The following is a 15,826-nucleotide window of genomic DNA, read 5'->3' as shown; positions in this document are numbered from 1 at the left end:
AAAATTATTTTCTATAATTTTATTATACATGCTTATTATAGTAATTTTTAATAATTGAATATTATTAATATTAAAAATTTTTATGAAAAAAATAACTATTCTAGGATCTACTGGTTCTATTGGTATTAGTACTTTGTCTATTGTTAAAAAAAATCCTTCTTTATTTAAAGTAATTGTTTTAGTAGCTAATAAAAACTTTTCTATTATGTTACAACAATGTGAGTTTTTTTCTCCTGATTGGGTTGTAATGAAAAATAAAAAATCAGCTGATATTTTAAGAAAAAGACTAAAAGATAAAAAAATAAAAACGCAAGTTTTATCTGGTAATAAAGCTATTTGTGAATTAGCTTCTTTAAAAGAAGTTGATCTAGTTATATCTGCCATCGTAGGAATGGCAGGTTTATTACCTACTTTATCTGCAATAAATGCTGGAAAAACAATTTTATTAGCTAATAAAGAATCTTTAATTACATGTGGTATTATTTTTATGAAAGCTTTAGCTTCTAATAAAGCTAAAATTTTTCCTATTGATAGTGAACATAATGCTATCTTTCAAGTTTTGCCTAAGTTTGTTCAGAAAAATTTAGGTACAGTTAATTTAAAAAAAAATGGTATTAAATCTATTATTTTGACCGCCTCTGGAGGTCCTTTTTTTAACTTTAAAAAAGAAGATTTATCTTTTATTACGCCATTAGAAGCATGTTCTCATCCAAATTGGTCAATGGGAAAAAAAATATCAATAGATTCAGCAACAATGATAAATAAAGGTTTTGAATACGCTGAGGCAAGATGGCTTTTTAATGCTTCATCTTCAGAAATTGATATTGTAATTCATCCTCAGTCAATTATTCATTCTATGGTTGAGTATATCGATGGATCAGTATTAGCACAACTTGCAGTTCCTGATATGAAAATTGCAATTTCATATGCAATGTCTTGGCCTAATCGTATATCTTCTGGAGCTAATTTTTTAAATTTCAATAAATTAAGTAATTTAACTTTTTTTAAACCAGATTTTATTCAATTTCCATGTTTAAAATTAGCTATTGATGCTTTCTCTCAAGGTCAATCCGCAATGATAGTTTTGAATGCTGTTAATGAAGTTACTGTTTCAGCTTTTTTAAATTCAAAAATCAGTTTTAATAAAATTTCTGAGATTAATACTGATATTTTAATGTCTTCTTCTTTTTCAGAACCTGTTTCTATTGAAGAAGTTTTAGAAATTGATAAAAAAACAAGAATAATATCTCAAAAAAAAATATCGTCTTTAATATATTAATATTATTTCATGTATAATTTAAAAAATGTTTTCTTAAAAGAAATCTAAACCAACTATGTTATATAAATCTTCATTAAAAAATAGGAAAAAAATTAAAGAAGAAAATCTTCGTCATGTAGCAATTATTATGGATGGAAATGGAAGATGGGCTGAAAAAAGAGGTAAAATACGCACTTTAGGTCATAAAGAAGGTTTTAAAACAGCAAGAAAAATAGTAAAGTTTGCTGTTGAAAATAATATAGAAATATTAACATTATACGTTTTTAGTAAAGAAAATTGGAAACGTCCGAAATTAGAAGTTACAGCTTTAATGAAATTATTTTTTTTTGCATTAAAAAGTGAAACAAAAAATTTAAATAAGTATAATATTCGTTTAAAAATAATTGGAGATATAAGTTTTTTTAATGAAAAATTACAAAATTACATTTATAAAGTAGAAAAAAAAACTTTGAACAATACTGGTTTAATTTTAAATATTGCTGCGAATTATAGTGGTAAATGGGATATCATACAGGGTATGAAGAAAGTCATTAAAGCTGTTCAAAAAGGGTTTTTAAATATTGATCAAATTCAAGAACAAAATTTTTCTCAATATTTATCTACGAGTGAATTATTACCAGTAGATTTAGTCGTTAGAACAGGAGGAGAAAAAAGAATCAGTAATTTTTTTTTGTGGCAGATAGCGTACTCTGAATTATACTTTACTGATGTTTTATGGCCTGATTTTAATCAGCGTGATTTTCAGCATGCAATTAATTGTTTTTTTACTCGCGAACGTCGTTTTGGAGGAATTCAAAAATAATTAAAAATATTTTTTAAAAAAATGTTTTTAATATAAAAAAAATACTTTTTTTTGAAAAACAGATTTTTTATTAAAACTAGCTTTTATTCAAATCTTCTTTTTTATTTCGTAGTATCTTTTATTTAAATAAAATTAATTTTTATACAAAATAAGAGATATACTGTAGGAAAAATTGCAATAATAATGTTAATTAAAAGTTTTTTCATAATTTTTTTAATGTTTTTTAATACTAATGTTTTTTCAAAAAATTTATGGACTATAGAAAAAATTCAATTTAAAGGATTAAAATATTTCTCTAAAGATGAGGTGTTAAAAAATATCTGTTTTAATGTTGGAAGTCACGTATCTGAAAATGATATTAAAAATAGTATAAAATCTCTATTTCAAACTGGAAAGTTTAAAACCATTAAAATAGTTTATTCAGGTAAAACTATTATTTTTAAAATAAAAGAACAACCTATTATTTCAAATATTACTTTTTTAGGAAATAAAGTAATTAAGGACTCCATTCTTAAGAAGTATCTTAATGAATTAGGTATTAAAGAAGGTAATTCTTTTAATCCTTTTTTAAATTCTATTTTTGTAAAAAATTTAAAAGAATTTTATAGTAATATTGGAAGATATAATTCTAACATCAAGATATTAAAAAAAATTACTTTAAATAATAAAGTAAATTTAAAAATACTTATTTATGAAAGTAATTTAGTAGAAATAAATCATGTTAAAATTATTGGAAATAATTATTTTTCTCAAGAAAAAATACTTTCATTGTTTAAATTAAAAGATAATAAGTCTTGGTGGAATTTTTTTAAAAAACGTTTTTACTATTCTGAACAGTTAGAAGAAGATTTAAAAAATTTAACTAATTTTTATTTAAATAAAGGATACTACTATTTTAATATAAATAAAAAAATAGTGCATTATTTAAAAAATAAAAATAAAGTAAATATTACAGTTTATATTTCTGAAGGTAAGAAATACAAAGTTTCTAGTTTTTTTATTAATGGTAACTTATTACAATATTATCAATTGATTAAAAATCTCATTAAGATTAATAAGAATGAATTGTATAATAAAGAAAAAATTACTTTGATAGTCAAAAAAATACAAAGATTTTTATCTGAAAAGGGATATATTGATCCTAAAATCATTGTTTATCCACAAGTTGATTCTAAAGAAAAAAAAATTATTTTAAATTTTAACATAGATATTCAAAAACGTTATTTTGTAAATAGAATAAATTTTAGAGGTAACGAATTAACTCAAGATATAGTTTTAAGACGTGAAATAAAACAAATAGAAGGTGAATGGTTTAACTTAAAATTAATAGAATTAGGTAAAAGATCGTTAGAAAAAATAAAATTTTTACGTGATGTTACTATACAAAAAAGGATTTTATCTAATAGAGATAATGGAGTTGATGTTACCTATACACTAAAAGAACAACCTACTGGTACTTTGAATTTTGGTTTGGGATATGGAAGAGATAGTGGATTAAGTTTTAATACATCTATTTCTCAAGATAATTTATTTGGTTCTGGAAATTCACTAAAAGCTAGTATTATTAAAAACGACAATCAAAAATATGCTGATATATCAATTATATATCCATATTTTACTGACGATGGTACAAATTTGAATACTAGATTTTTTTATAATGATTTTAAATATAATATAAACAATTTTTCTAATATTATAAAAAGCACTTCTGGATTCGAAAGTGACTTAAGTTTTTTGATCAATGCATTTAATAGAATTAATCTTGGTTTTGGATATACCCATAATGGTTTAATAAATAAAGAAGAAAAAGTTATTTTAAAAGTTACAAATACGTCTAATGATAAATTTTTAAAAAATAGTTTAGTAGACGATTTTACTTTAAATTATTCTTTGATGCATGACACTTTAAAATATTTTTATTTTCCTATTTCAGGGAATCAAACTTACATTAGTGGAAAAAATACAATTCCTGGTTCAGATAATAATTTTTATAAATTTCTATTTGATAGTGAACAATACATTCCGTTAGATAAAGAAAAAAAAATTATATTTTTAACTCATGTTCGTGCTGGTTTCGGTAATAGTTTAGATAAAGAAAAATTGCCTTTTTATGAAAATTTTCATGCCATTAATTCAAATAATATTCGTGGATTTCGAGCAAATACTATTGGTCCTAAAAAAATTTATGTTAATTCTAATTTAGAAAAATGCTTGGGATATAATCAAGAAAATGATTTTTGTGAGTCTATAGATTCTATTGGTGGAAATGCCATGCTGATTTCTAATTTAGAATTAATTACACCAATTCCATTAATTAACAATGAATATAGTAAATTTCTTAGATCTTCGTTCTTTTTAGACGCTGGAAATATTTGGGATACTATGTGGGAAAAAAAACAAAATATTAATTTTTCACAATTTCCAGATTATAGTAATTTAAATAATATTTACGCATCAATAGGTATATCTTTACAATGGTTTTCTCCTATTGGTCCATTAGTTTTTTCCTATGCATATCCTATTCATAAAGATGAAAATACTCAATTAGAAGCATTTCAATTTAACTTTGGAAAAAATTGGTGATTGAAATAAAATTTAATTTTTAATATTAATTTTATAAAAAATAAAAACATTATTTTTTTCAATGGGAAAGAATTTTGAATAATAATAATAAATATATTTTAAATATTAAAGAAATTTTAAAAATTTTACCGCATCGCTATCCTTTTTTACTTATTGATCGAATTTTAGATTTTAAAATATTTCAATGTTTAATAGCACTTAAAAATTGCACTATAAATGAACCTTTTTTCCAAGGTCATTTTACGAAAGAACCTATTTTTCCTGGTGTTTTAATTATTGAAGCTATGACTCAAGCGGCGGCTATTTTAATTTTTAAAAGTATAGGTACATTAAATATTAACAAGTTATATTATTTTGTAGGTATTGAAAACGCTAGATTTAAAAAAATTGTAGTTCCTGGTGATCAAATGTTTATTAAAGTAATTTTCTTAGAATCTAAAAAAAATTTTATAAAATTTAGAATTTTTGCCATAGTAAACAAAAAAAATGTTTGTAAAGCTACAGTAATTTTTTGTAAAAAAAATATGTTTAATTAAATATATTTTTGATATAAATGTTAGGAAAATAAATGAATTTAGAAAAATTTGTGCATCTTCATGTACATAGCGATTATTCAATTATTGATGGATTATCAAAACCAGAAAATTTAGTAAAAAAAACAGTTTATTTAGGAATGAAATCTATTGCTATAACAGATTTTAATAATTTATATGGTGTAATAAAATTTTATAATGCAGCGCATAAATGGGGTTTAAAACCTATTATTGGTGTTACAGTTAAATTCTTTTCCGAATTAATAAAAAATGAATTAACAGAATTAACTATATTAGCGGCGACTCAAGAAGGATACAAAAACTTAATTTTATTAATTTCTCGTGCTTATAAAAAAGGATGCTTTTACGAAAAACATGTAACAATAGAAAAAAAGTGGTTATCAGAATTAAACAATGGATTAATATTACTTTCAGGAGGTTGTCAAGGTGAAATTGGAAAAGTTTTATTACGTGGTCAACCTTCATTAATATCTAATTGTTTGTATTTTTATGAAAAATATTTTTCTGGATTTTACTATTTAGAATTAATTCGTACTGATAGAGAAAATGAAGAAAAGTATTTACATTTAGCAGTAAATTTATCTTACTCTAAAAAAATTCCAGTGGTTGCAACCAATGATGTATGTTTTTTAAATAAAGAAGATTTTAAAATTCATAAAATCAGAATTGCAATTAATGAAGGTGTAAGATTAAAAGAATCTAAGATTCAAAATAATTATAGTGAACATCAGTTTTTAAAAACTGAAAAAGAGATGTATTCTCTTTTTTCTGATATTCCAGAAGCAATTATCAATAGTGTAGAAATTTCAAAACGTTGTAATGTTTTTATAAAATCTGGTAAATATTTTTTACCTCAATTTTCTACAGGAAAAACAAGTATTGAGAATTATTTAATTATACAGTCTGAAAAAGGATTAAAAAAACGTTTAGACTCAAATTTTAAAAAAATAGATAAAAAAATCTATTTTAAATATAAAAATCGTTTAGATATAGAACTAAGTATCATTAATAAAATGGGATTTCCTGGTTATTTTCTAATCGTTATGGAGTTTATACAATGGGCAAAAGATAATAATATACCAGTAGGTCCTGGAAGAGGATCAGGAGCTGGTTCCTTAGTAGCATACGCATTGAACATAACAGAGGTCGATCCACTTTTTTTTGATTTGTTGTTTGAACGATTTTTAAATCCAGAACGTATTTCATTACCTGATTTTGATATTGATTTTTGTATGGAAAAACGTGATCAAGTCATTGAACATGTTGCAAATATGTATGGTAGAGAATCAGTAGCTCAAATTATTACTTTTGGTACAATGACAGCAAAAGCTGTTATTAGAGATGTTGGAAGGGTTTTAGGATATCCTTATGGATTTATTAATAATTTATCTAAATTAGTTCCTTTAGATCCAGGAATTACATTAAAAGATGCTTTTGCTAAAGATTCAGAATTATATAGTCTTTACAAAAATGACGAAGACGTTAAAAACTTAATTGATATATCAAAAAAATTAGAAGGAGTAAAACGTAATGTTGGGAAACATGCGGGAGGCGTAGTCATTTCTCCTACTAAAATTACTGATTTTTGTCCTTTATATTGTGATGAAAAAGGTAATAATCCTGTAACACAATTTGATAAAAATGATATAGAGTATGTCGGATTATTAAAATTCGATTTTCTTGGTTTACGCACACTAACAATTATTAATTGTGCAGTAAATATGATTAATAAAAATTTATTATTAAATAATAAAAAAACAATTAATATTAATTCTATTTCTCTTAATGAGAGTAAATGTTTTAGTTTATTAAAAAAATGTGAAACTACAGCGATTTTTCAATTAGAATCGTACGGAATGAAAGATTTAATAAAAAGACTACAACCAGATTGTTTTGAAGATATAGTTGCATTAATTGCACTTTTTAGACCTGGTCCTTTACAATCTGGAATGGTAGATAATTTTATTAATCGTAAGCACGGAAATGAAGATATTGCATATCCTGATCATAAATGGCAACATCGATTATTAAAACCAGTATTAGAATCAACATACGGTATTATTTTATATCAAGAACAAGTAATGCAAATTGCTCAAATTTTAGCAGGTTATACTTTAGGAAAAGCTGATATTTTAAGACGAGCTATGAGTAAAAAAAATTTAAAAGATATGGCTGAACAACGTGCTTTTTTTATAGACGGTGCTCAAAAAAAAGGAATTAATAGAAAGCTATCTGTAAAAATTTTTGATTTACTAGAAAAATTTGCTGGATATGGATTTAATAAATCTCATTCTGTAGCTTATGCATTAGTGTCTTATCAAACTTTATGGTTAAAAGCACATTATCCTTCTGAATTTATGGCTTCTACTATGACGTCTGATATAGATAATACAGATAAAATCGTAACTTTAATTAATGAATCTATTCAAATGGGAATAAAAATAATACCTCCAAATATTAATTTAAGTAAATATGAATTTTATGTCAATAATAAAAAAAATATAGTTTATGGTCTTGGAGCTATTAAAGGTATAGGTATAAGCTCAATGTTCCATCTTGTTAAAGAGAGAGAAAAAAATGGATTTTTTTCTGATTTATTTGATCTTTGTGTGCGCACTGATCCTAATAAAATAACTCGGAAAGTATTAGAAAAACTAATTATGTCTGGAAGCTGTGATTGTTTTAATAAAAACAGGAACTATTTACTTTCTTTAATTGAAGATGCAATCAAAGCATCAAAAGAACATTTTAAAATAAAAAAGTTTCAACAAGAAAGTTTATTTGGTTCATTTAAAAAAGAATTAAATATTATAAAAAATAATAATTTATTAAATTCTCTTTCTTATGAAGAAAATAAGCTAGAAAATGAACATAAAGTTTTAGGTTTTTATCTCACAGGACATCCTATCGATGGATATTTAGAAGAATTAAAACATTATGTTAATAATTTTACATTTTCAAAATTAAAATTTTTTAATAATACTAAAAAAAAAATAATGGTTGCAGGAATAGTTGTTTCTATTAAAATAAAAACAACAAAAAATAAAAATCGTATAGCTATTTTAGTATTAGATGATAGTACTGGTCTTTTAGAAGTAGTAGTTTTCGAAAATTTATTAAATTCATCTGAAGATTTAATTAAATTAAATAAAATTTTAATTGTTTCTGGTATTTTAAATACTAACTTTATTAATAAAAACTTAAAAATGACAGCATATAATATTATGAATTTAAATTTAGTAAGAGAAAAAAATCTTAATCAATTAAAGATCTTCTTAAAAAAAGAACAAGAAGATAAATATTTTTTAAAAAAAATTGATCAATTTTTTAAAAGACAACCGATAGGTAAAATTCCTGTTTATATTTTTTTTGAAAAAAAAGATCTTAGTTCTGAATTTAAATTAATAAAAAAATGGTTCATTAAAATTAGCAATGAATTTTTAATTGAATTAGATGTCTTAATCAATGAAAATAAAATATGTGTAAAGTATTTTTAAAAATGTTCTTCAAAAAACATAATTTTAAAAATATAAGAAAAGATTATTAAAAATTTTTGTTTATTTTTTATATTAAATGAAATTTTCTTTTAAAGAAATAAATAATTTCATTTAATTTAATTAAAATACTTTTTTTACTTTTTCTTTCTCTGTATTCAACTTTGTTTTCATTAATATGACGTGGACTAATTATAATTTGATGTGGAATACCAATTAAATCCATTTCGTTAAACATAATTCCTGGTCTTTCATTGCGATCATCTAAAATTACATCTATTTTTTCTTTTTTTAAATTTTCATATAAGTTTTCTGTAATTTCTTTAATTTTAATACATTTTTTTATATTCAAAGGCAAGATAACAATCTGGAAAGGAGCGATAGAATCAGGCCAAATAATTCCATTATTATCATGATTTTGTTCAATTATAGCTGCAATTATGCGTGTTATTCCAATACCATAGCATCCCATATGTATATATTTCTGATTGTTGTTTTTTCCTTGAACTAATACATTCATCTTTTTAGAGTATTCTTTTCCTAATTGGAAAATATGTCCAATTTCAATGCTTTTTTTAATTTCTAAAGCTCCTGATCCATCTGAACTCAAATCTTTTTTTGTTATATTTCTAATATCTTTAACAATTGGCATAGGAAGATCTACATTCCAATTTACATTTATAAACAATTTTTCATTGATGTTTGATCCAATAGTGAAATTTTTCATATAATAAACAGAAACATCAGCAAAAATAGGAATTTTTAACCCTAAAGGACCTAAAAATTTTGATTTTACTCCCATCAATGCGATAGTTTCTTGTTCATTAACAAACGACAATGGTTTGTCAATGATGTCAATTTCTTCTATTTTAAATAAGTTTAGTTCGTGTTCTTCACGGATTAAGAGAGCTGCTAATGAAGAATTATTATTAATTTTAGTACGAACTAAAATAGTTTTTATAAAATTTTTAAGAGGTTTTTTCAATTCATTAAAATTTTTTATAGATTTTTTACTTTTTATTTTATTTTGAATAATTTCATTTTTTTCTTTAAAAAAATTAATAGTTTCCATAGATTTTGCTGTATTAATATTTGAAGCATATGATGTTTTTTTTGAAAAAACAATTTTATCTTCACCATTTTCAGATAAAGCTTGAAATTCATGGGAAACATTGCCTCCCATCGATCCTGAATCTGCATTTACTGCACGAAATTGAATTTTTATTTTATTAAATATATTTATATAACTTTGATAAAAGTTATTATAAGTTTTTTCTAAACAATATTTATTAATATGAAAAGAATAAGCGTCTTTCATAATAAATTCACGCGATCTAATAACACCAAATCTAGGCCTTATTTCATCTCGAAATTTTGTTTGTATTTGATATACAGTTAATGGAAGTTCTTTATATGAATGGATTTCATTTCGAATAAAATTGCTGACAACTTCTTCGTTAGTTGGTCCTAATATAAATTTTTGATTTCGTCGATCAAAAAATTGTAATAATTCTTCTCCATATATACTTAATCGTCCACTATCTTTCCATATTATTTCAGGTTGTATAACTGGCATTAATATTTCTAAGGCATTTATTTTTTTCATTTCATTTCTAATGATATCTTTGATTTTCTGTAATACCTTAATACCTGTTGGCAGCCATATATATATACCTGAAGATAGTTTTCTAATCATTCCACTTTTAAGCATAAGTTGATGACTAACAATTTTTGCATTATGTGGTATTTCTTTTAAAGTTGAAAATAAATATTGACTTGCACGCATATAAAAAAGTCTCGATAAGAATAAAAATTATTTTTTAAAAAAAATATTTATTTCAAAAATATTTAAAATGTTTATTTTAAATTATTATTAATAACCTTATTATATAAGAAAATTATATATAAAATATTTTTATTTAATTAAAATTTATTTGTTGACTAAAAAACTTTAATGGTTAAAAGCATTTAAAATGAATCATGATATAAAAGAAGAAAAAACAGAACAGCCGACAGAACATCATATTGAAAAATTTAGAAAAAAAGGACAAACAAAATATTCTCGTGAATTAAATTCTTTATTAATCTTAATAGTTGGTCTGTCAAATTTATGGTGGTTCAGATATTCAATTGTTTTTGAATTAAAAAATACTATATTTAATAGTTTTTATTTTAATGAAAATATTCTTACAAATAAACAAAATATTTCATTAAATTTTTTTGTTTTTATAAAAAAAATATTGATTGTTTTTTTTCCATTTTTTTCATTTTTAATATTTATAATTATTGTTCCTCCTATCTTATTTAGCGGCATAAAATTTAGTTTCAAGTCGTTAAAACTAAATTTTAGAAGATTAAACCCATTAGATGGTTTAAAAAAAATTTTTTCTTTTCAAATATTTATTGAATCATTTAAAACAATACTAAAGTTATTTATCATAAGTGGTATATCTATTTTGTATTTATGGATGTATTTTTTTAAAATATTGTTTTTAAATACTAAAGGTATTTTATCTTCATTATCCTATGGATTTAATTTAATTGCTTATTGTTGTATTTTAGTAATTTTGGGATTAATACCAATTGTTATTTTAGATGTTTTTTGGCAACAGTGGAAATATTATAAAAAATTAAAAATGACTCATCAAGAGATAAAAGATGAGTTTAAAGAAAGAGAAGGAAGCCCACAAATAAAAACACGTATTCGACAGCAAATGAAAATAAATTTGCGAAGAAGAATGATTTCAGATGTACCTAAAGCAGATGTTATTATAACTAATCCTATTTATTATGCAATTGCACTTAAGTATGATATTAATAAAATGAATGCTCCTAAGGTAATAGCTAAAGGTATTGGTGAAACAGCTATAAAAATAAAAGAAATTGCTATTAAAAACAGCATTTCTATTATTTCTGCTCCATCTTTAGCTCGTTCATTATATCGTTATTCAGAAATAGGTCAATATATTCCGGGTCCTCTTTATAAAGCTGTAGCTGAAATTTTAGCATGGGTTTGGAAAGTAAGAAAATGGAAAAGAGATGGTGGTGTTTTTCCTGAAAAACCTAAAAATATATCAGTTCCATCAGAATTAAATGTTGCAGGAGAAAGTAAAAGTAATGATTAATTTTTCTTCTTTTTTTCGAATTGTACAAAATTTAAAAAAAACACAATGGCAAATACTAGCAGGTCCAGTGTTAATCTTAATTATTTTATCAATGATGGTTCTGCCATTGGCACCATTTGTTTTAGATGTTTTTTTTACTTTTAATATTGCTTTATCAATAATTATTTTACTTGTTTCCATGTTTACTCGACATACTTTAGATTTTGCTGCTTTTCCAACAATTTTACTTTTTTCTACATTGCTGCGTTTAGCGTTAAATGTTGCATCTACGCGTGTAATATTTTTAAATGGTCATACTGGGACTCATGCAGCAGGTCGGGTAATAGAATCATTTGGTCATTTTTTAGTAGGTGGAAATTTTGCTATTGGTATCGTTGTTTTTATTATTTTAGTTATTATCAATTTTATGGTGATTACTAAAGGATCAGGAAGAATAGCTGAAGTTGGAGCAAGATTTATATTGGATGCAATGCCAGGAAAACAAATGGCTATTGATGCTGACTTAAATGCAGGTTTAATTGGAGAAACAGAAGCTAAAAAGCGTCGTTTAAAAATAACAAAAGAAGCTGATTTTTATGGATCAATGGATGGTGCAAGTAAATTTGTTCGAGGAGACGCAATTGCTGGTATTTTGATTATGGTTCTCAATATTTTTGGAGGACTAATCATTGGTTTATTTCAACATAATATGTTGTTAAGTAAAGCTGCAGAAGTGTATACCTTATTAACTATAGGAGATGGTTTAGTTGCTCAAATCCCTGCTTTAGTTATTTCTACAGCAGCTGGAGTAATTGTTACACGTGTTAGTACGAATCAAAATGTTGGCGAACAAATGATAAGTCAATTATTTTATAATTCTCAAGTAATTTTACTAAGTGCAATAGTTTTAGGTATTCTTGGTTTAGTTCCGGGAATGCCAAATATTATATTCTTAGTATTTACTGTTTCGTTATTATCTCTTTCTTGGTGGTTAAATAGAAAAAAAACTAATGTTAAAAAAAATCTTTTAGTTGCTGAAAACAAATATAAGTCAATAGATAATTCAATTTCTGAAGCTTCTTGGACTGATGTAGAATTAGAAGATCCTATAAGAATAGAAATCGGACATAATTTAATACCTATGGTTGATGTTCAAAAAAAAGGTGATTTATTAGATAAAATTCGTATGATTCGAAAAAAATTTGCTCAAGAAATTGGATTTCTCCCCCCATTAGTCCATATCAAGAATAATATAAATTTAAAACGAACTCGTTATCATATCCTTATCAAAGGAGTAGAAGTAGGTCAAGGTGATTGTTTTTATGGAAAATATATGGCTATCCGTTCAGGAAGAGAAACAGAATCTTTACCATTCAAAGAAGTTTATGAACCTACTTTTGGTTTGTCTGGTTATTGGATCGATTTACACTATAAAAGTGAAGCGGAAAAAAAAGGTTATTCTATAGTAGAAGCTAGTGCTATTATTGCAACCCATTTAAATTTTTTAATTTCTAAGCATATTGATGAATTATTCGGTCGTCAAGAAGCTCAACAGCTATTAGATCATGTTAATTTAGAAATGCCAAAATTAACTGAAGATTTAATACCAAATACACTCACCTTAACAACTTTACATAAAATTTTAAAAAATCTTCTTTTAGAAAAAGTGCCAATACGAGATATGAGAACTATTTTAGAAACATTGTCAGAATTTTCTATTGATCAAAAAGATCCAAATGAATTAACTAGTTTTGTTCGCATTGCGTTAGGTAAAATTATTACACAGAAATTATTTTATAAAAAAGATATTATTGAAATAATAGGTTTAGAAACGAATTTAGAACAATTACTATTAGATAATTTAAAAGGACAAACTAATAACATAGAACCCGGTTTGTCTGAATTACTGATAATTAAAACGCAAGAAGCTGTTGAAAAACAAAAATTAATAAATGCTCCTATTGTATTATTAGTAATTCATCCTCTTCGATTTTTTTTATCAAAAATTTTGCGAAAAAACTTTCCAGAATTGACAGTTTTATCTCAACTTGAAATAACAGATATAAAAAAAATAAAAATGACTAGTATAATTGGAAGTTAATTATTTTTTAAATACAGATTGGTGTGGTTTTAAGTAGTACGCTTTTAGTACTGCATTATTTCCTCACCTTGCTGGATTTTTAATAATTTAAATTATTTTTTTACATTTTTTTTACTGTTTTTATTCCTAAAAGATTTAATCCTTTTTTTATTGTTTTTGCTGTTAAAAAAGATAGTTTAAGTCTACTTTTTCGTATTTTTATTTTTTCGGAAAATAAAATTGAACAGTTTTCATAAAAATTAGAAAAATGTGTAGAAAGTTGATAAAGATATTTGCACATAACATGAGGTGTTCCATTTTTAGCTATTAATAAAACAATTTCTTCAAATTCTAATATTTTAATAGCTAAGTTAATTTCACTTACCTCATTGAGAATTATTTTCGTTTTTATTTTATGTAATGGAATAGTAGATTTTTTTAAAATAGATACAATTCTTGTATAAGCGTATTGTATATAAGGAGCTGTATTACCTTCAAAACTAAGCATCTTATTCCAATCAAATATATAATTAGTATTTCTATTTTTAGATAAATCAGAATATTTTACAGCACTTATTCCAATTATTTTCCCTAATTTAATTAATTTTTTATTGCATAGATTAGGTTTTTTTTTCTTAATTAAATTAGTAGCTCTATTTATAGATTCATTAAGAAGATCAGAAAGTTTAATAGTGTCTCCATCACGAGTTTTAAAAGGACGTTTATTTTTAGACAACATCATTCCAAACGTATGATGTTCTAATAATAAACGTTTAGATATGTAATTAGCTTTTTTTGCGATAGTCCATGATTGTAAAAGATGTTGATATTGACGAGCATCAGTATAATATATGATTCGATCAGCATGTAAATTTTGATATCTATATTTAAAGCAAGCGATATCAGTAGTTGAATATAAAAAACCTTTGTCTTTCTTTTGAATTATGACTCCCATAGAGTCTCCAATCCTGTTTTTAAATTCTTCGAGAAAAACAATAGTAGCTCCGTTTTTTTCAATAGCTATTTTTTGTTTTTTAAGATCTTCTACGATTTTTGGAAGCATTGGGTTATACAAACTTTCACCCATAGTATGTTTTTTTTCTAACGTTACATTAAGTTTTTTATATATTTTATAATTTTCTAACATAGTAATTGATACTAATTTTTTCCAAATAGAACAACAGTATTCATCTCCACTCTGTAGTTTTACTACAAATTCTCTAGATTTTTTTGAAAATAACTCATTTGAATCATATTTTTTTTTTGATTGACAATAAATTTTTTCTAAATCTTTAAGTGAAAGAAGATTTTTTTTTAGTTTTTTTAGTAGTTTGCTGTCTTCTAAATATGCAATTAACATACCGAATTGTGTTCCCCAATCTCCAATATGATTTGCTCTGATTACTTTTTGTCCTAAAAACTCTAGTATTCTTACTGTAACATCTCCTATTATAGTTGATCTTAAATGTCCAACATGCATTTCTTTTGCAATATTTGGAGAGGAATAATCTACTACAATATTTTTTTTCGGATAAATATACTTTATGCCAAGACGAGATGAAATAAATGGTATTTCTAATTTTTCAGACAACCATTTATCTTTAATAAAGATATTAATAAATCCTGGATTTGAAAAAATTATTTTTTTATAGATATTTTTTTTTTCTATGCGTTTTATTACTTTTTGAAACAATTTATATGGTTCTATTTTTAATATAGAAGATATCTTCATTAAGTTGTCTACTTGATAGTGACCAAATTCTATTTTTTTACTTGATATAATTAATACTTTATAATTGTAATCACCATTGATTTTGAACAGAGCTTGTTCAATGTCTTTTTTTATTATGTATTTTACATTCATAAGCAACCTTTTTACAAATTTAAATAAAATCAATTTTTATAAATAATTTTTTAATATACTATAATA

9 protein-coding genes are annotated in these 15,826 nt (G+C 23.9%); 7 read left to right on the top strand and 2 right to left on the bottom strand.

Annotation, left to right across the window (positions count from 1 at the left end):
- Nucleotides 1-82 precede the first annotated feature (82 nt).
- The 5 genes from ispC to dnaE all read left to right on the top strand — a co-directional run bounded on the left by ispC (nt 83) and on the right by dnaE (nt 8,715).
- Nucleotides 83-1,279, top strand: coding sequence for a 1-deoxy-D-xylulose-5-phosphate reductoisomerase (gene ispC / locus QZ401_RS02265; protein ID WP_295164563.1), 1,197 nt, complete (start codon nt 83-85; stop codon nt 1,277-1,279).
- Nucleotides 1,280-1,334: 55 nt separating this feature from the next.
- Complete coding sequence (gene uppS / locus QZ401_RS02260) at nt 1,335-2,081, top strand: polyprenyl diphosphate synthase (protein ID WP_295164561.1); 747 nt, start codon at nt 1,335-1,337, stop codon at nt 2,079-2,081.
- Nucleotides 2,082-2,264: 183 nt separating this feature from the next.
- Entirely contained in the window at nt 2,265-4,664 is a 2,400-nt protein-coding gene (gene bamA / locus QZ401_RS02255; RefSeq protein WP_295164559.1) for an outer membrane protein assembly factor BamA, read from the top strand.
- A gap of 74 nt (nt 4,665-4,738) precedes the next feature.
- Nucleotides 4,739-5,200 carry a 3-hydroxyacyl-ACP dehydratase FabZ gene (gene fabZ, locus QZ401_RS02250; RefSeq protein ID WP_295164558.1) on the top strand — a complete coding sequence of 154 codons (462 nt, stop codon included), beginning with the start codon at nt 4,739-4,741 and terminating at the stop codon, nt 5,198-5,200.
- A 32-nt stretch (nt 5,201-5,232) separates the two neighbouring features.
- Nucleotides 5,233-8,715 carry a DNA polymerase III subunit alpha gene (gene dnaE / locus QZ401_RS02245; RefSeq protein ID WP_295164556.1) on the top strand — a complete coding sequence of 1,161 codons (3,483 nt, stop codon included), beginning with the start codon at nt 5,233-5,235 and terminating at the stop codon, nt 8,713-8,715.
- Nucleotides 8,716-8,782: 67 nt separating this feature from the next.
- On the opposite strand, the gene QZ401_RS02240 is transcribed toward dnaE, so the two are convergent.
- Nucleotides 8,783-10,498: a proline--tRNA ligase gene (locus QZ401_RS02240; protein WP_295164555.1), complete on the bottom strand. Its 1,716-nt coding sequence runs from the start codon at nt 10,496-10,498 to the stop codon at nt 8,783-8,785.
- Between the two features lie 187 nt (nt 10,499-10,685).
- On the opposite strand from QZ401_RS02240, the gene flhB reads away from it, so the two are divergent.
- Together flhB and flhA are read left to right on the top strand one after the other, a co-directional pair.
- Complete coding sequence (gene flhB / locus QZ401_RS02235; RefSeq protein ID WP_295164554.1) at nt 10,686-11,837, top strand: flagellar biosynthesis protein FlhB; 1,152 nt, start codon at nt 10,686-10,688, stop codon at nt 11,835-11,837.
- Nucleotides 11,830-13,917 (top strand): flagellar biosynthesis protein FlhA, encoded by a 2,088-nt coding sequence (gene flhA / locus QZ401_RS02230; RefSeq protein WP_295164553.1) that lies wholly within the window; start codon nt 11,830-11,832, stop codon nt 13,915-13,917. The genes flhB and flhA overlap by 8 nt, the downstream gene beginning before the upstream one ends.
- A gap of 100 nt (nt 13,918-14,017) precedes the next feature.
- Here the strand turns inward: flhA and argS are convergent, their stop codons facing one another.
- A complete protein-coding gene (gene argS, locus QZ401_RS02225; RefSeq protein ID WP_295164552.1) occupies nt 14,018-15,760 on the bottom strand; it encodes an arginine--tRNA ligase in 1,743 nt (580 codons plus the stop codon).
- Nucleotides 15,761-15,826: the final 66 nt, after the last annotated feature.

The organism is uncultured Buchnera sp., from assembly GCF_913776765.1.
Classification (GTDB): Bacteria; Pseudomonadota; Gammaproteobacteria; order Enterobacterales; family Enterobacteriaceae; genus Buchnera; species Buchnera aphidicola_AO.
This window is presented reverse-complemented; position numbering and strand designations above follow the sequence as displayed.